The organism is Azohydromonas sediminis, from assembly GCF_003574675.1.
In the GTDB taxonomy this organism is placed as follows: domain Bacteria; phylum Pseudomonadota; class Gammaproteobacteria; order Burkholderiales; family Burkholderiaceae_C; genus Calidifontimicrobium; species Calidifontimicrobium sediminis.
In genome coordinates, this window is the sequence record NZ_QOAZ01000026.1 from 1 (window position 1) to 15,007 (window position 15,007).

12 protein-coding genes are annotated in these 15,007 nt (G+C 73.8%); 11 read left to right on the forward strand and 1 reads right to left on the reverse strand.

Features of this window, described 5'->3' with window-relative positions; translation table 11 throughout:
* Positions 1-255: 255 nt before the first annotated feature.
* Entirely contained in the window at positions 256-1,308 is a 1,053-nt protein-coding gene (locus tag DRV96_RS13045) for an asparaginase (RefSeq protein WP_119291800.1), read from the reverse strand.
* A gap of 49 nt (positions 1,309-1,357) precedes the next feature.
* Here DRV96_RS13045 and DRV96_RS13050 point away from each other — a divergent pair, with 49 nt between their 5' ends.
* The 11 genes from DRV96_RS13050 to DRV96_RS13100 all read left to right on the forward strand — a co-directional run bounded on the left by DRV96_RS13050 (position 1,358) and on the right by DRV96_RS13100 (position 14,991).
* Positions 1,358-2,227 carry a DUF429 domain-containing protein gene (locus tag DRV96_RS13050; RefSeq protein WP_119291802.1) on the forward strand — a complete coding sequence of 290 codons (870 nt, stop codon included), beginning with the start codon at positions 1,358-1,360 and terminating at the stop codon, positions 2,225-2,227.
* Complete coding sequence (locus DRV96_RS13055) at positions 2,215-3,678, forward strand: potassium/proton antiporter (RefSeq protein WP_119291804.1); 1,464 nt, start codon at positions 2,215-2,217, stop codon at positions 3,676-3,678. Before DRV96_RS13050 ends, DRV96_RS13055 begins: the two co-directional genes overlap by 13 nt.
* An 81-nt stretch (positions 3,679-3,759) precedes the next feature.
* Positions 3,760-4,110 (forward strand): hypothetical protein, encoded by a 351-nt coding sequence (locus DRV96_RS13060; protein WP_162911047.1) that lies wholly within the window; start codon positions 3,760-3,762, stop codon positions 4,108-4,110.
* Positions 4,111-4,156: 46 nt separating this feature from the next.
* A complete protein-coding gene (locus DRV96_RS13065; protein WP_119291808.1) occupies positions 4,157-6,676 on the forward strand; it encodes a ligase-associated DNA damage response DEXH box helicase in 2,520 nt (839 codons plus the stop codon).
* Positions 6,669-7,454, forward strand: a complete 786-nt coding sequence (gene paaG, locus DRV96_RS13070) for a 2-(1,2-epoxy-1,2-dihydrophenyl)acetyl-CoA isomerase PaaG (protein WP_119291810.1) — start codon at positions 6,669-6,671, stop codon at positions 7,452-7,454. Before DRV96_RS13065 ends, paaG begins: the two co-directional genes overlap by 8 nt.
* A 2-nt stretch (positions 7,455-7,456) precedes the next feature.
* Positions 7,457-8,578, forward strand: coding sequence for an NAD(P)/FAD-dependent oxidoreductase (locus DRV96_RS13075; RefSeq protein ID WP_119291812.1), 1,122 nt, complete (start codon positions 7,457-7,459; stop codon positions 8,576-8,578).
* 79 nt (positions 8,579-8,657) lie between these two features.
* A complete protein-coding gene (locus DRV96_RS13080; RefSeq protein WP_119291814.1) occupies positions 8,658-10,313 on the forward strand; it encodes an MFS transporter in 1,656 nt (551 codons plus the stop codon).
* A 74-nt stretch (positions 10,314-10,387) separates the two neighbouring features.
* Positions 10,388-12,202, forward strand: coding sequence for an NAD(P)H-dependent oxidoreductase subunit E (locus DRV96_RS13085; protein ID WP_235823396.1), 1,815 nt, complete (start codon positions 10,388-10,390; stop codon positions 12,200-12,202).
* Positions 12,199-12,927, forward strand: a complete 729-nt coding sequence (locus DRV96_RS13090; protein ID WP_119291819.1) for a 2Fe-2S iron-sulfur cluster-binding protein — start codon at positions 12,199-12,201, stop codon at positions 12,925-12,927. Before DRV96_RS13085 ends, DRV96_RS13090 begins: the two co-directional genes overlap by 4 nt.
* Positions 12,917-13,492: an NADH-quinone oxidoreductase subunit B family protein gene (locus DRV96_RS13095; RefSeq protein ID WP_119291820.1), complete on the forward strand. Its 576-nt coding sequence runs from the start codon at positions 12,917-12,919 to the stop codon at positions 13,490-13,492. The genes DRV96_RS13090 and DRV96_RS13095 overlap by 11 nt, the downstream gene beginning before the upstream one ends.
* On the forward strand, positions 13,492-14,991 hold the full coding sequence (locus tag DRV96_RS13100; protein WP_119291822.1) for a Ni/Fe hydrogenase subunit alpha: 1,500 nt from the start codon (positions 13,492-13,494) through the stop codon (positions 14,989-14,991). Before DRV96_RS13095 ends, DRV96_RS13100 begins: the two co-directional genes overlap by 1 nt.
* Positions 14,992-15,007 lie beyond the last annotated feature (16 nt).

Here is a 15,007-nt window from a genome sequence, read left to right on the forward strand (position 1 = left end):
CAAGATCGCACCGCAGTGGGTCGGTCTGGGCACAGGTGCGCCCGCAGCGGCCCTGGCGGCCGCGTAAGGGGTGCGGAAGATGAGAAATCGACCCGAATCAAGCGCTGCGAAGCGCGCACGAGCCCGTCGCAGCGACATCACCCGCGCAGCAGCGCCGCGTGACGTTCGTTCCTCTGGCCCTGACGCCAACCCGACGGGCGTCTGCGGCGATCAATTGCCTCTCAGCCTCTGAGGTGGCGCGCGGATGCGAGGCTGTCAGACCGCGGCGGCCAGCGTCTCGCGCAGCGCGTCGGTCGCACGCAGCGCACCGACCTCGAGCCCGTTCCAGTTGACGAGCCGCGCCTGGCCAAGCTCGCGCACGAATGCGCGCTCGTCGTCGTCGAGTGTCACCAGCGCGTCGATCACCGCGGCCATCGCGACCTCGGCGGCGCGCGTCGCGCCGTCGTCGATCTTGAGCGCGACGCCCAGCCCGCGCGCGGGCAGCGCGGCGCAGTACACGCCCTCGGCGCCGACCTTGCAGCACACGCGCTCGCCCAGGCGCTGCATCACGCGCGTGTCGAAGCGGTTGGTGCCGGCGACGATGAACGGCGCCGCCGCGACCGCGCGGCGCAGACGCCGCGCCGCAGCGGCATGCGCGGCCGACAGCCCCACGCCGGTGGCCACGCGCGCGAAGCCCAGCGCCAGCCGCGACAGCGCGATGCCGTAGGTCGGGATCGAGCAGCCGTCGGTGCCCAGCGGCGCGGTGGCCGGGTCGAAGCCGGTGGCGGCCTGCAGCGCCGCGGTCACCTCGCGCATCACCGGGTGGTGGCGCTGCACGTAGCCACGCACGAACGTGCGCGCGTCGGCACCGCGCGCCGCGGCCATCAGGCAGCCGAGGCCGACGAAGCCGGCGTGCTTGCCCGAGCAGTTGTTGTGCAGCGCGCCCGGCACCTCGCCGGCCGCCGCCATCGCGCGCTGCACCGCCTCGCGCGATGGCCAGTGCACGCCGCACTCGAGTGCGCCGGCGTCGAGCCCGGCCTTGGCCAGCATCGCGGCCGCGGTGCGCACGTGCGCCGGCTCGCCGCTGTGCGACGCGCACGCGAGCGCGAGCTCGTCGTCGGTGAGGCCGAAGCGGTCGGCCGCGCCGCTGGCCACGAGCGGCAGCGCCTGCAGCAGCTTGACCGCCGAGCGCGGAAACACCGGCCGTTCGATGTCGCCGAGCGCGACGACGATGCGGCCGTCGGCGTCGACGACCGCCAGTGCGCCGCGGTGGCGCGACTCGACCAGCGTGCCGCGCCACGCGTCGACGAGGACCGGGTTCGCGTCCATGGGGGCCACTGTAGCGGCGTGCGGTGGCGCAAGACCCGACAATGCCCCGATGCACCTCCCGTCCGTTCGGCCCTCGTTGCTCGGCGTCGACTTCACCTGCGCGCCCGGCCGGCGTAAGCCGATCGTGGCCGCGCACGGCACGCGAGCGGGCGACGTGCTGCGTCTGCAGTCGCTGCAGGAGATCACCACGCTGGCCGGCTTCGAGGCGCTGCTCGCGGCACCGGGGCCGTGGCTGGGCGCGTTCGACTTCCCGTTCGGGCTGCCGCGCGTGTTCGTCGATGCGCTCGCGCTCGGCGGCGACGCGCGCGCGGTGATCGGCGAGCTGCACCGCCGCTGTCCGACGCGCATGGCCCTGCGCGCCCTGATCGACGCGTGGGGCAACGCCCGCCCGCCCGGCCAGCGCCTGCCGCACCGCGCCACCGACACCGCGCTGCCCGGCGTCAGCTCGACGAGTCCGCTGCAGACGCGCTACGTGCCGGTGGGTTTCATGTACTACGAGGGCTTTGCGCGGCTCGTGGCCGCCGGTGTCGACGTGCCCGGCCTGTGTGCCGGCGACGCCGCGCGCGTCGCGCTCGAGGCCTACCCCGGCTGGCTCGCGCACGCGCTGATCGGCCGGCGCTCGTACAAGAACCGTGACGGCGCCGACACGCTGATCGCGCGCAAAGACCTCGTCGACGTGCTCGAGCAGGGACGCTCGCCGCTGGGCCTGCGGCTGAAGCTCACGCACGCGCAGCGCGACGCGCTGACCGCCGACGCCTTGGGCGACCGGCTCGACGCCGTGCTGTGCCTCGTCCAGGCGGCGTGGGCGTCGCGCCAGCCGGGCTATGGGCTGCCGGCCGAGGTCGACCCGGTCGAGGGCTGGATCGTCGGTGCGCAGACCGCGCGGGCGGCCACGCCGGAGGTCGCGTGGACGTCCTGAACCTCGTGCTGTTCGTGACCGGGGCGCTGGTGTTTGCCAGCGTACTCACCGGGCTGTTCTCGGCGCGCGCCGGGTTCTCGTTCCTGCTCGTGTTCCTCGGCGCCGGCATGCTCGCCGGCGAGGACGGGCCCGGCGGCGTCGAGTTCGACGACTTCCGCCTCGCGTTCTGGGTCGGCAATGCGGCGCTGGCGGTGATCCTGCTCGACGGCGGGCTGCGCACGGCGCTGGGCACCTTCCGCACCGGGCTGAAGCCGGCGCTGGGGCTGGCCACGGTCGGCGTCGTCGTCAGCGCCGCGCTCACCGGCGCGGCCGCGGCGTGGCTGCTCGACGTCGACTGGCGCCTCGGGCTGCTCGCCGGCGCGATCGTCGGCTCGACCGACGCGGCCGCGGTGTTCTCGCTGATGCGCACCAGCCAGCTGCGCCTGAACGAGCGCATGGCCACGACGCTCGAGATCGAGTCGGGCATCAACGACCCGATGGCCGTGTTCCTGACGATGATGCTGATCACCTGGATCACGGCGCCGCAGGGCCACGACGCGGCGTCGCTGGCGCTGCTCTTCGCGCAGCAGGCCGGTGGCGGTCTCGTCGTGGGGCTGGCCGGCGGCTGGATCGTCGGCAGCCTGCTCAACCGCATCCGCCTCGTCGGCGAGTTCGAGGCGCTCGGCGCGCTGCTGCTGCTGTCATCGGGGGTGGCGGTGTTCGCCGGCGCGAACATGGCGGGCGGTTCGGGGTTCCTCGCGGTGTACCTGTACGGGCTGGTCGTGCGCCACCGAGCCGAGGCGCTCGTGCTCAGCGCGCTAGCGGCGATGGACGGCTACGCGTGGCTCGCGCAGGCGGCGATGTTCCTGCTGCTGGGGCTGCTCGTGACGCCGACGCGCCTGATGGACCATCTGCTGCCGGCGCTCGGCGTGGCTGCGGTGCTGATGCTCGTCGCGCGGCCGGTGGCGGTGTGGCTGTGCCTCGCGCCGCTGCGGTTCAAGGCCGCCGAGATCGCGTTCGTCTCGTGGGTCGGGCTGCGCGGCGCGGTGCCAATCGTGCTGGCGGTGTTCCCGATGGTCGCCGGCGTGCCGCAGGCGCGGCTGCTGTTCGACGTCGCGTTCGTCGTCGTGCTCGCGTCGCTGCTGCTGCAGGGCACGACGATGCGCTGGGCCGCGCAGCGCTTCGGCGTCAACCTGCCCGACGTCGCCGACGAGCCGGCGCACCGCGCGGTGTTCGGCGACTTCGTGCTCGACGGCGGCACCCCGCTGGCCGACCTGTGCGGCTTCTACGGCCTGCCGCTGCCCGAGGAGGGGCCGCGCGACCTCGCCGGCTGGCTCGCTTGGCGGCTCGGGCGCCCGCCGGTGGTCGGCGACACGACGGAGTGGGCCGGCGCGCAGTTCAGCGTGCGCGCGCTCGACGGCGGGCGCATCGCGCGCGTCGGTCTGCGCCTCGGTGCGCCCGCCGAGCCATGACCGCGGGCGGGCGGCATGCGCGCCAGCCGCCGAGGCCCACTCGCGCCGGGAACCGGCCGCGGGTCGGGGCGTCGAAGGCGGATGGCAAAGTCGCGCCAACGTCGGGGGGTCGCCGGTCTGGTCGGCGGTGTGTTCGCGCTGCTCGCGCGGCTCGTGCTGATCGTCGCCGGGGCCTTGTTCTTCGTCAGCGCGATGATCGCTGCGCTGATCGCCTCGGCGGTGCTGCTGCTGTGGTCGCTGCTGACCGGGCGGCGGCCAACGCTGGTGCAGTTCCCCGACGGCCGCTGGATGTTTCGCGCCCGCCGCGCCGCGCAGCAGCCACCGGCCGGTCGCGCGCGCCGCGACGTGCCGGGCGACGTGATCGACGTCGAGGTGCGCGAAGTGCGAAGTGGGGGCCGGGAGCCCCCGCGCGACCGCAGCGCCGGCGACTGACGCGCGGGTCCGCGCCGCGCGCATTGCGCGGGCGTCGCGTGCGCCTTTGTCGGTGCCGGCCGTGAATGCCGAGGCCTGGTTCGCCGCGCGTGGATGGACGCCGTTCGACTTCCAGCGCCGCGTCTGGGCCGCGATGGCCGCGGGTGCCAGCGGCCTGCTGCACGCGACGACCGGCAGCGGCAAGACCCACGCCGCGTGGCTCGGCGCGCTGCAGCGCGCCGCCGAACTCGGCGTGCCGATGCGCGGCACGGCGCCGCCGCTGGGGTTGCTGTGGCTCACGCCGATGCGCGCCCTCGCCGCCGACACCGTGCGCGCGCTGCGCGAGCCCCTGGCGGACCTCGCGCCGGCGTGGAGCGTCGGCCTGCGCACCGGCGACACGCCCGCCGCCGAGCGCGCGCGCCAGGACCGCCGGCTGCCCACCGCGCTCGTCACCACGCCCGAGTCGCTGAGCCTGCTGCTCACGCGCGCCGACGCGCGCGAGCGGCTGCGAGGCGTGCACACCGTCGTCGTCGACGAGTGGCACGAGCTGATCGGCAACAAGCGCGGTGTGCAGGTGCAGCTCGCGCTCGCGCGGCTCAAGCGCTGGAACCCGGCGCTCGTCACCTGGGGACTCAGCGCGACGCTGGGCAACCTCGACGAGGCGATGCACACGCTCGTCGGCGCTGGCGGCACGCTCGTGCAGGGCCGGCTCGACAAGCCGCTCGTGATCGACACGCTGCTGCCGCACGAGCCCGGGCGCTTCAGCTGGGGCGGGCACCTCGGTGCCCAGATGCTGCCGCCGGTCGTCGACGAGGTCGAGCGCTCGTCGACGACGCTCGTCTTCACGAACACCCGCAGCCAGGCCGAGATCTGGTACCAGCTGCTGCTCGCGGCGCGGCCCGACTGGGCCGGCCTCGTCGCGCTGCACCATGGCTCGCTCGACAAGGCGGTGCGCGAGTGGGTCGAGCTCGGGCTGAAGGACGGGCGGCTGAAGGCCGTCGTGGCCACGTCGTCGCTCGACCTCGGCGTCGACTTCCTGCCCGTCGAGCGCGTGCTGCAGATCGGCAGCGCGAAGGGGGTGGCGCGCCTGCTGCAGCGCGCCGGGCGCAGCGGCCATGCGCCCGGGCGCGCGAGCCGCGTGACGCTGGTGCCGACGAACACGCTCGAGCTCGTCGAGGCCACGGCGGCGCGCCGCGCCGCGCTCGCCGGCCGGGTCGAGTCGCGCGCGAGCCCCCACAAGCCGCTCGACGTACTGGTCCAGCACCTCGTCACCGTCGCGCTCGGCGGCGGCTTCGAGCCCGACGCGCTGTTCGACGAGGTGCGCACCGCGCCGGCGTACCGCGACCTGACGCGCGACGAGTTCGACTGGGCGCTGGCCTTCGTCGTGCAGGGCGGCACGAGCCTCGCGGCGTACCCGGAGTATCACCGCGTGCAGCGCGGCGACGACGGCGTGTACCGCGTCGTCGACCGCGGCATCGCGCACCGCCACCGGCTGCAGGTCGGCACGATCGTCAGCGACGCGTCGATGCAGGTGAAGTGGCTCTCGGGCGGCACGATCGGCACGATCGAGGAGGGCTTCATCGCGCGGCTGAAGCCCGGCGACCACTTCGTCTTCGCGGGCCGCGTGCTCGAGTACATGCGCACGCGGGAGATGACGGCCTACGTGCGCAAGGCGAGCAAGCCGAAGGGCATCGTGCCGTCGTGGGCCGGCAGCAAGATGCCGCTGTCGAGTGAGATGGCCGACGCCGTGCAGGCGCTGCTCGAAGGCTTCGCGCGCGGCGACCTCGCCGACCGCGCCGAGCCCGAGATCGGGGCCGCCGCGCCGATGCTCGCGACGCAGCAGCAGCGCTCGCGGCTGCCGCGCGCCGGGCGGCTGCTCGTCGAGCGCTACCGCTCGCGCGAGGGCGAGCACCTGTTCCTGTACCCGTTCGGCGGGCGCCTCGTGCACGGCGGCCTCGCGCAGCTGCTCGCGTGGCGGCTCGCGCGCGCCGCGCCGAACACGTACTCGCTGTCGATCAACGACTACGGCATCGAGATCCTCGCCGCGAAGCCGCTGGACCTCGCGCCGCTGCGCGACGGCAGCCTGTTCGCGACGACGGACCTGATGGCCGACGTGCTCGCGAGCCTGGGCAGCGGCGCGCTCGCGCAGCGGCGCTTCCGCGAGATCGCGCGCGTCGCGGGCCTCGTGTTCAGCGGCTACCCCGGTGCGCCGAAGAGCCTGCGCCAGCTGCAGGCCTCCTCCAGCCTGTTCTACGAGGTGTTCCGCAAGTACGACGCCGGCAACCTGCTGCTCGCGCAGGCCGAGCAGGAGGTGCTCGCGCAAGAGCTCGAGATCGGCCGCCTCGAGGCGGTGCTGCGCCGCATGGCCGCCGCGCCGCTGGACTTCGTCGAGCTCGCGGCGCCGAGCCCGTTCGCGCTGCCGCTGATGGTCGAGCGGCTGCGCGAGCAGCTGACGACCGAGAAGCTGAAGGACCGCCTCGCGCGCATCCTCGCCGAGGCCGAAGCTGCGGTCGATGCCGATGCCGCCGCGGCCGCCGTGCCGGTACGATCCGGCACCCGACCCCGCAGGAGACGCCCCGATGAGTGAACCGCTGGTGCTCGCCGCGACCGACGGCGCGGTGCGCACGCTGACGCTGAACCGCCCGCACGCCCTAAACAGCTTCACCGCCGCGATGCACGCCGAGCTGCGCGCCGCGCTCGACGCGGCGGCCGACGACGTGGCCGTGCGCTGCGTCGTCGTCACCGGCGCCGGGCGCGGCTTCTGTGCCGGCCAGGACCTCAACGACGCCGGCATGGCCGGCGACGACGTCGACGTCGGCGAGGTCATCGAGCGGCTGTACCGGCCGCTCGCGCTGCGCGTGCGCTCGATGCCGGTGCCGGTGATCGCGGCGGTCAACGGCGTGGCCGCCGGGGCCGGGGCCAACTTCGCGCTCGGCTGCGACATCGTCGTCGCGGCGCGTTCGGCGAGCTTCATCCAGGCGTTTTCGAAGATCGGGCTGATCCCCGACTGCGGCGGCACCTGGCTGCTGCCGCACCTGGTCGGCCGCGCGCGCGCGCTGGCGCTCGCGATGACGGGCGACAAGCTCAGCGCCGCCGACGCGCAGGCGATGGGCCTGATCTGGCAGTGCGTCGACGACGACGCGTTCGCCGACACCGTGAAGGCGCTCGCGCAGCGGCTCGCCGCGATGCCGACGAAGGCGCTCGCCGACACGCGGCGTGCGATCGACACGGCGGCGCAGCTGAGCTACGCCGACGCGCTGCGGCTCGAGGCCGACCTGCAGCGCGAGCTCGGCCGTGCGCACGACTACCGCGAGGGCGTCGCAGCGTTCCTCGAGAAGCGCAAGCCCACGTTCCGCGACCGCTGACGATGACGGGCGAAGCGGTCGACGCCGTCGTCGTCGGCGCCGGCGTCGTCGGGCTGGCGGTCGCGCGGGCGCTCGCGCTCGCCGGGCGTGAGGTCGCCGTCGTCGAGCGCGAGACCGCGATCGGCACCGTCACCAGCGCGCGCAACAGCGAGGTCATCCACGCCGGGCTGTACTACCCGAGCGGTTCGCTGAAGGCGCGGCTCGCCGTGCGCGGGCGCGAGCAGCTCTACGCGTACTGCGCCGAGCGCGGCGTCGCGCACCGGCGCTGCGGCAAGCTGATCGTCGCGACCGACGCGGGCCAACTCGACGCGCTGCGCGCGCTGCAGGCGCAGGCGCACGCGAACGGCGTCGCCGACGTGCGGTGGTTGGAACGTGATGAGCTGCTGGCGATGGAGCCGGCGCTGCACGCCGTCGCCGCGCTGCATTCGCCGTCGACCGGCATCGTCGACAGCCACGCGCTGATGCTCGCGCTGCAGGGCGACGCCGAGCGGTGCGGCGCGGTGCTCGCGTTCGCGAGCCCGGTGCTCGGCGGCCGTGTCGTCGCGGGCGGCATCGAGCTCGACGTCGGCGGCGACGCCCCGATGACGCTGCGCGCACGCGCCGTGGTCAACGCCGCCGGCCTCGACGCGCCGGCGCTCGCGGCGCGGCTGGCGGGGCTCGATGCGCAGCACGTGCCGCACGCGCACTTCTGCAAGGGCAGCTACTTCGCGCTCACGGGCAAGGCGCCGTTCTCGCGCCTCGTCTATCCGCTGCACGACGCCGCGGGGCTGGGCGTGCACTTGACGCTGGACCTCGCCGGGCAGGCGCGCTTCGGCCCCGACACCGAGTGGCTGCCCGACGGCGCGCCGATCGACTACCGCGTCGACCCGGCGCGCCGCAACGCGTTCTACGCCGCGATCCGCCGCTACTGGCCCGCGCTGCCCGACGGCGCGCTGCAGCCGGCCTACAGCGGCGTGCGCCCGAAGATCGCCGGCCCCGGCGAGCCGGCGGCCGACTTCGTGATCGCCGGCCCGGCCGACCACGGCGTACCGGGCCTCGTGAACCTGTTCGGCATCGAGTCGCCGGGGCTGACCGCGTGCCTCGCGATCGGCGACGAAGTCGTCGCGCGGCTGGGCGCTGCGTGATGCCCCTGCGCTGTGCCAACGCAGCGGGCGACGCTACGCTTCGTGACCGCCGCCCCTGGACGACGCCCCGCCGCTTTCGATGACCCGCCCCGCCACCGCCTCGCACCGCTGGGCCCACGCGCTCGCGCGCTGGTTCGACGCCAACATCCTCGAGCTCGGCCGCGAGATGCGGCTGTCGTACCTGCCGCCGCTGATGGTCTACGTCGCGGCCGGCATCTCGGGGCTGACCGGCATCGTCGGCACCTTCTTCGTCAAGGAGTACCTCGGGCTGTCGGCCGAGTTCCTCGCCGCGCTGGGCTTCTGGGCCGGGCTGCCGTGGGCGCTGAAGATGCCGGTGGGCCACCTCGTCGACCTGATGTGGCGCTACAAGGCCGGGCTGATCTACCTCGGCGCGCTGCTGCTCGCGGCGAGCCTGTTCATCATGATCGGCCTGCTGGCCGAACGTGCCGCGATGGCCGCGGTGCTGCCGGTCGAGACCTGGTTCGTGATCTCGGCGCTGCTCGGGCCCGTGGGCTACGTGCTGCAGGACGTCGTCGCCGACGCGATGACGGTCGAGGCCGTGCCGCGCGTCGACGAGCGCGGCCAGCCGCTGCCCGAGGACCAGCGCCGGCTGATGAACACGACGGTGCAGACGCTCGGGCGCGTCGCGATCATCGGCGGCAGCGTGCTCGTGTCGCTCGTCAACGTCGTGATGTTCGCCGGCGCGGCGGCGCTGCCCGAGGCCGAGAAGGTCGCGATCTACACGCGCGTGTACGAGCTCGCGCTCGTGATCCCGGTCGTCTCGGTGGCCGGCGTCGTGCTCGCGCGCTGGGTCTGGCGGCGCGAGCTCGGCCGGCTGAAGGCCAGCGGCGTCGCGCACGACGACGCGCTGCGGCTGCTGGCCGCGCAGCCCGAGCCGCCGCCGGTCAACTGGTGGATCCTCGGCGGCGGGCTGCTGTTCGCCGTCGTCTCGGTCGGCCTCGGTGTGGCGAACATCCCCGCGGCGCAGGAGATCGTGTTCGCGCTGTCGATGGCGATCATCGTGTTCCTGATCGTCAAGCTCACCGGCGAGCTCACGCCCGAGGCGCGCCACACGTTGATCGGCACCGCGATCGTCGTGTTCGTGTTCCGCGCGCTGCCCGGCCCCGGCGCCGGCTCGACGTGGTGGATGATCGACGTGCTGGGCTTCGACCAGCAGTTCCTCGCGACGCTGTCGCTGATCGCCAGCGTGCTGACGCTCGCGGGGCTGTTCCTGTTTCGCCGCTACATGGGCGACCACTCGATCACGCACATCGTCGCGATGCTGACCGTCGTCGGCACCGTGCTCGCGCTGCCGACGGTGGGCATGTACTACGGGCTGCACGAGTGGACCGCGGCGCGCACCGGCGGCGTCGTCGACGCGCGCTTCATCGCGATCGTCGACACCGCGCTCGAGTCGCCGCTGGGGCAGATCGCGATGGTGCCGATGCTCGCGTGGATCGCGCGCTCGGCGCCCGAGCGGCTGAAGGCGACCTACTTCGCCGTGATGGCCTCGTTCACGAACCTCGCGCTGTCGGCGTCTCAGCTCGGCACCAAGTACCTGAACCAGTGGTTCACCGTGACGCGCGAAGTCAAGGACCCGCTGACCGGCGTCGTCAGCGTACCGGCCGACTACAGCCAGCTCGGTCACCTGCTGATCACGACGACGACGCTGGGCTTCGTGCTGCCGTTCGTCGCGATCGCGTTCATCCGGCTGAGCCGCTTCCGCAGCGCGTAGGCGCGGCGGCGCGGTGCCCATGCAGACCGCTCGGTCATGGCCGGGCCGTCATGCACCGTCGCCACAATGGGTGCGTGGAACCGGGACTGACTGCCGACGCCGCCGCTGCGGTCGACACTGCGCTCGCGCGCTGGCAGCACCGTCGCGACGCGCTGGTGCAGATCCTGCGCGAGGTGCAGGCCACCACCGTGTGGCTGCCGCGGCCCGTGCTCGCCGCGGTGGCGCGCGGCGTCGGGCTGACGCCGGCGATCGTCGAAGGCGTGGCCAGCTTCTACCGCTTCTTCCACCTGCGCCCGGTCGGCCGCTACCACCTGCTGTTCAGCGACAACGTCACCGACCGGATGCTCGGCAACCGCGCGCTCGCGCAGCGGCTCGGCGAGCGGCTCGGTGTCGCGCCGGGGCAGGCGAGCGCCGACGGCCGCGCGAGCGTCGGCTTCACGTCGTGCACCGGGCTGCCCGACCAGGGTCCGACGCTGCTCGTCAACCACCACCACGCGCTGACGCGCATGACGCCCGAGCGCATCGACGAACTCGCCGACTACCTGCGCGCCGACGTGCCCGTCGCGCAGTGGCCGCCCGAGTGGTTCGCGGTCGACGATCAGGTCCGCCGCGCCGACGTGCTGCTCGCCAGCGCGCCGCTGCGCGGCGACGCGATCCAGGCCGTTCTCGCGCGCGGCGCCGACGCGACGCTGGCCGAACTCGAGGCGTCGCGGCTGCGCGGGCGAGGCGGCGCGGGCTTCGCGACGGCGACCAAGTGGCGTCTCGCGCGCCGAGCGCCGGTGCCCGAGGGCGGCACGCGCGTCGTCGTCTGCAACGCCGACGAGGGCGAGCCCGGCACGTTCAAGGACCGTGTGCTGCTCGCGCGCTACGCCGACACCGTGTTCGAGGGCATGACGGTGGCCGCGCGCGTGCTCGGCGCCGCGCGCGGCTTCGTCTACCTGCGCGGCGAGTACCGCTGGATGCTCGAGCGGCTCGAGGCGGTGCTCGCGCGCCGCCGCGCGCGCGGGCTGCTCGGGCGCGGCATCGCGGGCACCGAGGGCTTCGACTTCGACATCGAGATCCACCTTGGCGCCGGCGCCTACGTGTGCGGCGAGGAAACGGCGCTGATCGAGTCGCTCGAAGGCAAGCGCGGCACGCCGCGCATCCGCCCGCCGTTTCCGGTCGAGCGCGGCTACCTCGGCCAGCCCACCGTCGTCAACAACGTCGAGACGTTCTGCGCCGCGGCGCACGTCGCGCTGCGCGGCGGCGCCTGGTGGGCGTCGATCGGTACGCCGGGCAGCAGCGGCACCAAGATCCACAGCGTCAGCGGCGACGTCGCGCGCCCGGGCGTCTACGAGTACCCGTTCGGCGTCACCGTCGGGCAGGTGCTGCACGAAGCCGGCGCCTCGGATGCGCAGGCGGTGCAGGTCGGCGGCCCGTCGGGCGTGTGCCTCGCGCGCGACGAGTTCGGCCGCCGCCTCGCGTTCGAGGACGTGCCGACCGCCGGCGCCTTCATGGTGTTCGACGCGACGCGCGACCTGTTCGAGGTCGCGCGCGGCTTCGCGCACTTCTTCGCGCACGAGAGCTGCGGCTTCTGCACGCCGTGCCGCGTCGGCACCAAGCTCGTCGTGCGCCGCATGGACAAGCTCGCCGACGGCTTCGGCTCGGTGTTCGACGAGGCGGAGCTGCGCCAGCTCGAGGCGCTGCTGCACCGCACGACGCACTGCGGCCTCGGCTCGTCGGCGACGAACCCGCTGCGCGACACGCTGCAGCGCTTCCGCCCGGCGTACGAGCGCCGGCTGCAGCGCCCGCGCTTCGTGCCCGCGTTCGACCTCGACGCCGAGCTCGAGCCGGCGCGCCGCGTGACCGGCCGCGACGACGCGCTGGCGCACCTGGAGCGCGACGCATGAGTGCCGGCACGTTCAAGCTCGACGGCGTCGACGTCCCGTTCGACGACGGCGACACGCTGCTCGCCGCTGCACAGCGTGCCGGCCACCACGTGCCGCACCTGTGCTGGCACCCGCGCCTGGGGCAAAGCGGCGCGTGCCGCGTCTGCACCGTGCGCGTCGACGGCCGCTGGGCCGCGGCGTGCACGACGCGCGCGGCCGCCGGCCAGGTCGTCGAGAACCGCACGTCGGCCATCGACGGCCAGCGGCGCCTGCTGCTGCAGCTGCTGTTCGTCGAAGGCAACCACTTCTGCCCGAGCTGCGAGAAGAGCGGCGACTGCCTGCTGCAGGCCACCGCGTACGAGATGGGCATGACGGGGCCGCAGTTCGAGGAGTTCTACCCGCACCGCCCGGTCGACGCGAGCCACCCGACGATGTGGCTGGACCTGAACCGCTGCATCCTGTGCAAGCTGTGCGTGCGCGCGAGCACCGAGGTCGACGGCAAGGCGGTGTTCGCGATCGGCGGCCACGGCGTCGGCGCGCACCTGCTCGTCAATTCGCCGAGCGGCAGGCTCGGCGACAGCGCGTTCGCCGACACCGACTTCGCCGCGACGGTGTGCCCGGTCGGCGCGATCCTGCCCAAGCGCCGCGGCTTCGCGGTGCCGATCGGGCAGCGGCGTTTCGACCGCGCGCCGGTGTCTGCGCAGGTGGAACCGCAGGGGGATGGGGAGGGCGGCCATGGGCGCTGACGGCACGCACGCCGACACCGCGCGCGCGAAGCCGCGCATCGCCACCGTCTCGCTCGCCGGCTGCTTCGGCTGCCACATGTCGTTCCTCGACATCGACGAGCGGCTGTTCGAGCTCGTCGAGCTCGTCACGTTCGACCGCAGCCCGCTGACCGACCTGAAGCACTGCGGTGACTGCGACATCGGCCTCGTCGAGGGCGGGCTGTGCAACGCCGAGAACGTGCACGTGCTGCGCGAGTTCCGCGCGCGCTGCAAGGTGCTGGTGGCGGTGGGCGCGTGCGCGATCAACGGCGGGCTGCCGGCGCAGCGCAACGCGCTCGACGTCGGCCGCATCCTGCTCGACGTCTACGACCACGGCCGCCCCGGGCTGGCCGCCGGCAGCGCGGTGCCCAACGACCCCGAGCTGCCGCTGCCGCTGGCCAAGGTGCACCCGATCCACGAGGTCGTGCACGTCGACCACTTCCTGCCCGGCTGTCCGCCGAGCGCCGACGCGATCTGGGCCTGCATCACCGCGCTGCTCGCGGGGCGAGCGCCGACGCTCGGCCACGGCCTGATCCACTACGACTGATGGACACGACGACCGACCCCGGCAAGCTGCGCCGCGTCGCGATCGACCCGCTGTCGCGCGTCGAGGGCCACGGCAAGGTCACGCTGCTGCTCGACGAGCACAACCGCGTGCAGCAGGCGCGGCTGCACATCGTCGAGTTCCGCGGCTTCGAGAGCTTCATCGTCGGCCGCCCGTACTGGGAGGTGCCGGTGATGGTGCAGCGACTGTGCGGGATCTGCCCGGTGTCGCACCACCTCGCGGCGAGCAAGGCGATCGACGTCGCGCTCGGCGTCGGCGCGGTGCCGCCCACCGCCGAGGCGATGCGCCGGCTGATGCACTACGGCCAGATCCTGCAGTCGCACGCGCTGCACTTCTTCCACCTGAGTTCGCCCGACCTGCTGTTCGGCTTCGACAGCGAGGTCACGAAGCGCAACATCGTCGGCGTCGCCGCCGCGCACCCCGACATCGCGCGCCAGGGGGTTCTCTTGCGCAAGTACGGGCAGGAGGTGATCCGCCTGACCGCCGGCAAGCGCGTGCACGGCACCGGCTCGGTGCCCGGCGGCGTCAACCGCCACCTCACGCGCGACGAGCGCGACGCACTGGCCGCCGAGGTGCCGCAGATGCTCGCGTGGTGCGAACAGGCCGTCGAGCTCGTGGCCACGCTGCACGCACAGCAGCCGGCGCTGTACGACGGCTTTGGCACGTTCCGCTCTTCGTTTCTGTCGATCGTGCGCGAGCGCGACGGCGCGATGGAGCTCTACGACGGCGTGCTGCGCGCGCGCGACGCCGACGGCGCGATCCTGCTCGATGGCCGCAGCGTGCAGCGCTACCTCGAGCTGATCGAGGAAGAGACTCGGCCGTGGAGCTACATGAAGTTCCCGTACCTGAAGTCGCTCGGCCGCGACGCCGGCTGGTACCGCGTCGGGCCGCTCGCACGCGTGCAGAACTGCAGCTTCATCGACACGCCGCGCGCCGAGGCCGCGCGGCAGCGCTTCGCGGCGCAAGGCCGTGGCGGCCTCGTGCACGCGACGCTGGCCTACCACTGGGCGCGCATGATCGAGATGCTGCACGCGATGGAAGTCATCGCGCGGCTGCTGGGCGACGACGCGCTGCTCGGCGGCGAGCTCACCGCGCCGCTGCCGGCCACGCGGCCGGCGACGCGCGAAGGTGTGGGCGTCATCGAGGCGCCGCGTGGCACGCTGATCCACCACTACGCGATCGGCGACGACGACCTCGTGACCTGGTGCAACCTGATCGTCAGCACGACGCACAACAACCAGGCGATGAACGAGGCCGTGAAGACCGTCGCGGCGCAGGTGTTCGATGGCCGCGAGCCCGACGACGCACTGCTCAACGCCGTCGAGGTCGCGGTGCGCGCCTACGACCCGTGCCTGAGCTGCGCGACGCATGCGCTGGGCGCGATGCCGCTCGAGATCACCGTCGTCGGCCTGGGCGAAGACGACTGGCGCGGCACGCTGGTGCGCCACGGCGACGGGCGCGTCGAGCGCACGTTGGCCTGACGCGGCAGGGGCCGCG

What these genes read in the sequence shown, in the direction of transcription:
- DRV96_RS13045 (WP_119291800.1), bottom strand. Translation starts at nt 1,308, where the DNA reads ATGGACGCGAACCCGGTCCTCGTCGACGCGTGGCGCGGCACGCTGGTC.
- DRV96_RS13050 (WP_119291802.1), top strand. Translation starts at nt 1,358, where the DNA reads ATGCACCTCCCGTCCGTTCGGCCCTCGTTGCTCGGCGTCGACTTCACC.
- DRV96_RS13060 (WP_162911047.1), top strand. Translation starts at nt 3,760, where the DNA reads ATGGCAAAGTCGCGCCAACGTCGGGGGGTCGCCGGTCTGGTCGGCGGT.
- paaG (WP_119291810.1), top strand. Translation starts at nt 6,669, where the DNA reads ATGAGTGAACCGCTGGTGCTCGCCGCGACCGACGGCGCGGTGCGCACG.
- DRV96_RS13075 (WP_119291812.1), top strand. Translation starts at nt 7,457, where the DNA reads ATGACGGGCGAAGCGGTCGACGCCGTCGTCGTCGGCGCCGGCGTCGTC.
- DRV96_RS13080 (WP_119291814.1), top strand. Translation starts at nt 8,658, where the DNA reads ATGACCCGCCCCGCCACCGCCTCGCACCGCTGGGCCCACGCGCTCGCG.
- DRV96_RS13090 (WP_119291819.1), top strand. Translation starts at nt 12,199, where the DNA reads ATGAGTGCCGGCACGTTCAAGCTCGACGGCGTCGACGTCCCGTTCGAC.
- DRV96_RS13095 (WP_119291820.1), top strand. Translation starts at nt 12,917, where the DNA reads ATGGGCGCTGACGGCACGCACGCCGACACCGCGCGCGCGAAGCCGCGC.
- DRV96_RS13100 (WP_119291822.1), top strand. Translation starts at nt 13,492, where the DNA reads ATGGACACGACGACCGACCCCGGCAAGCTGCGCCGCGTCGCGATCGAC.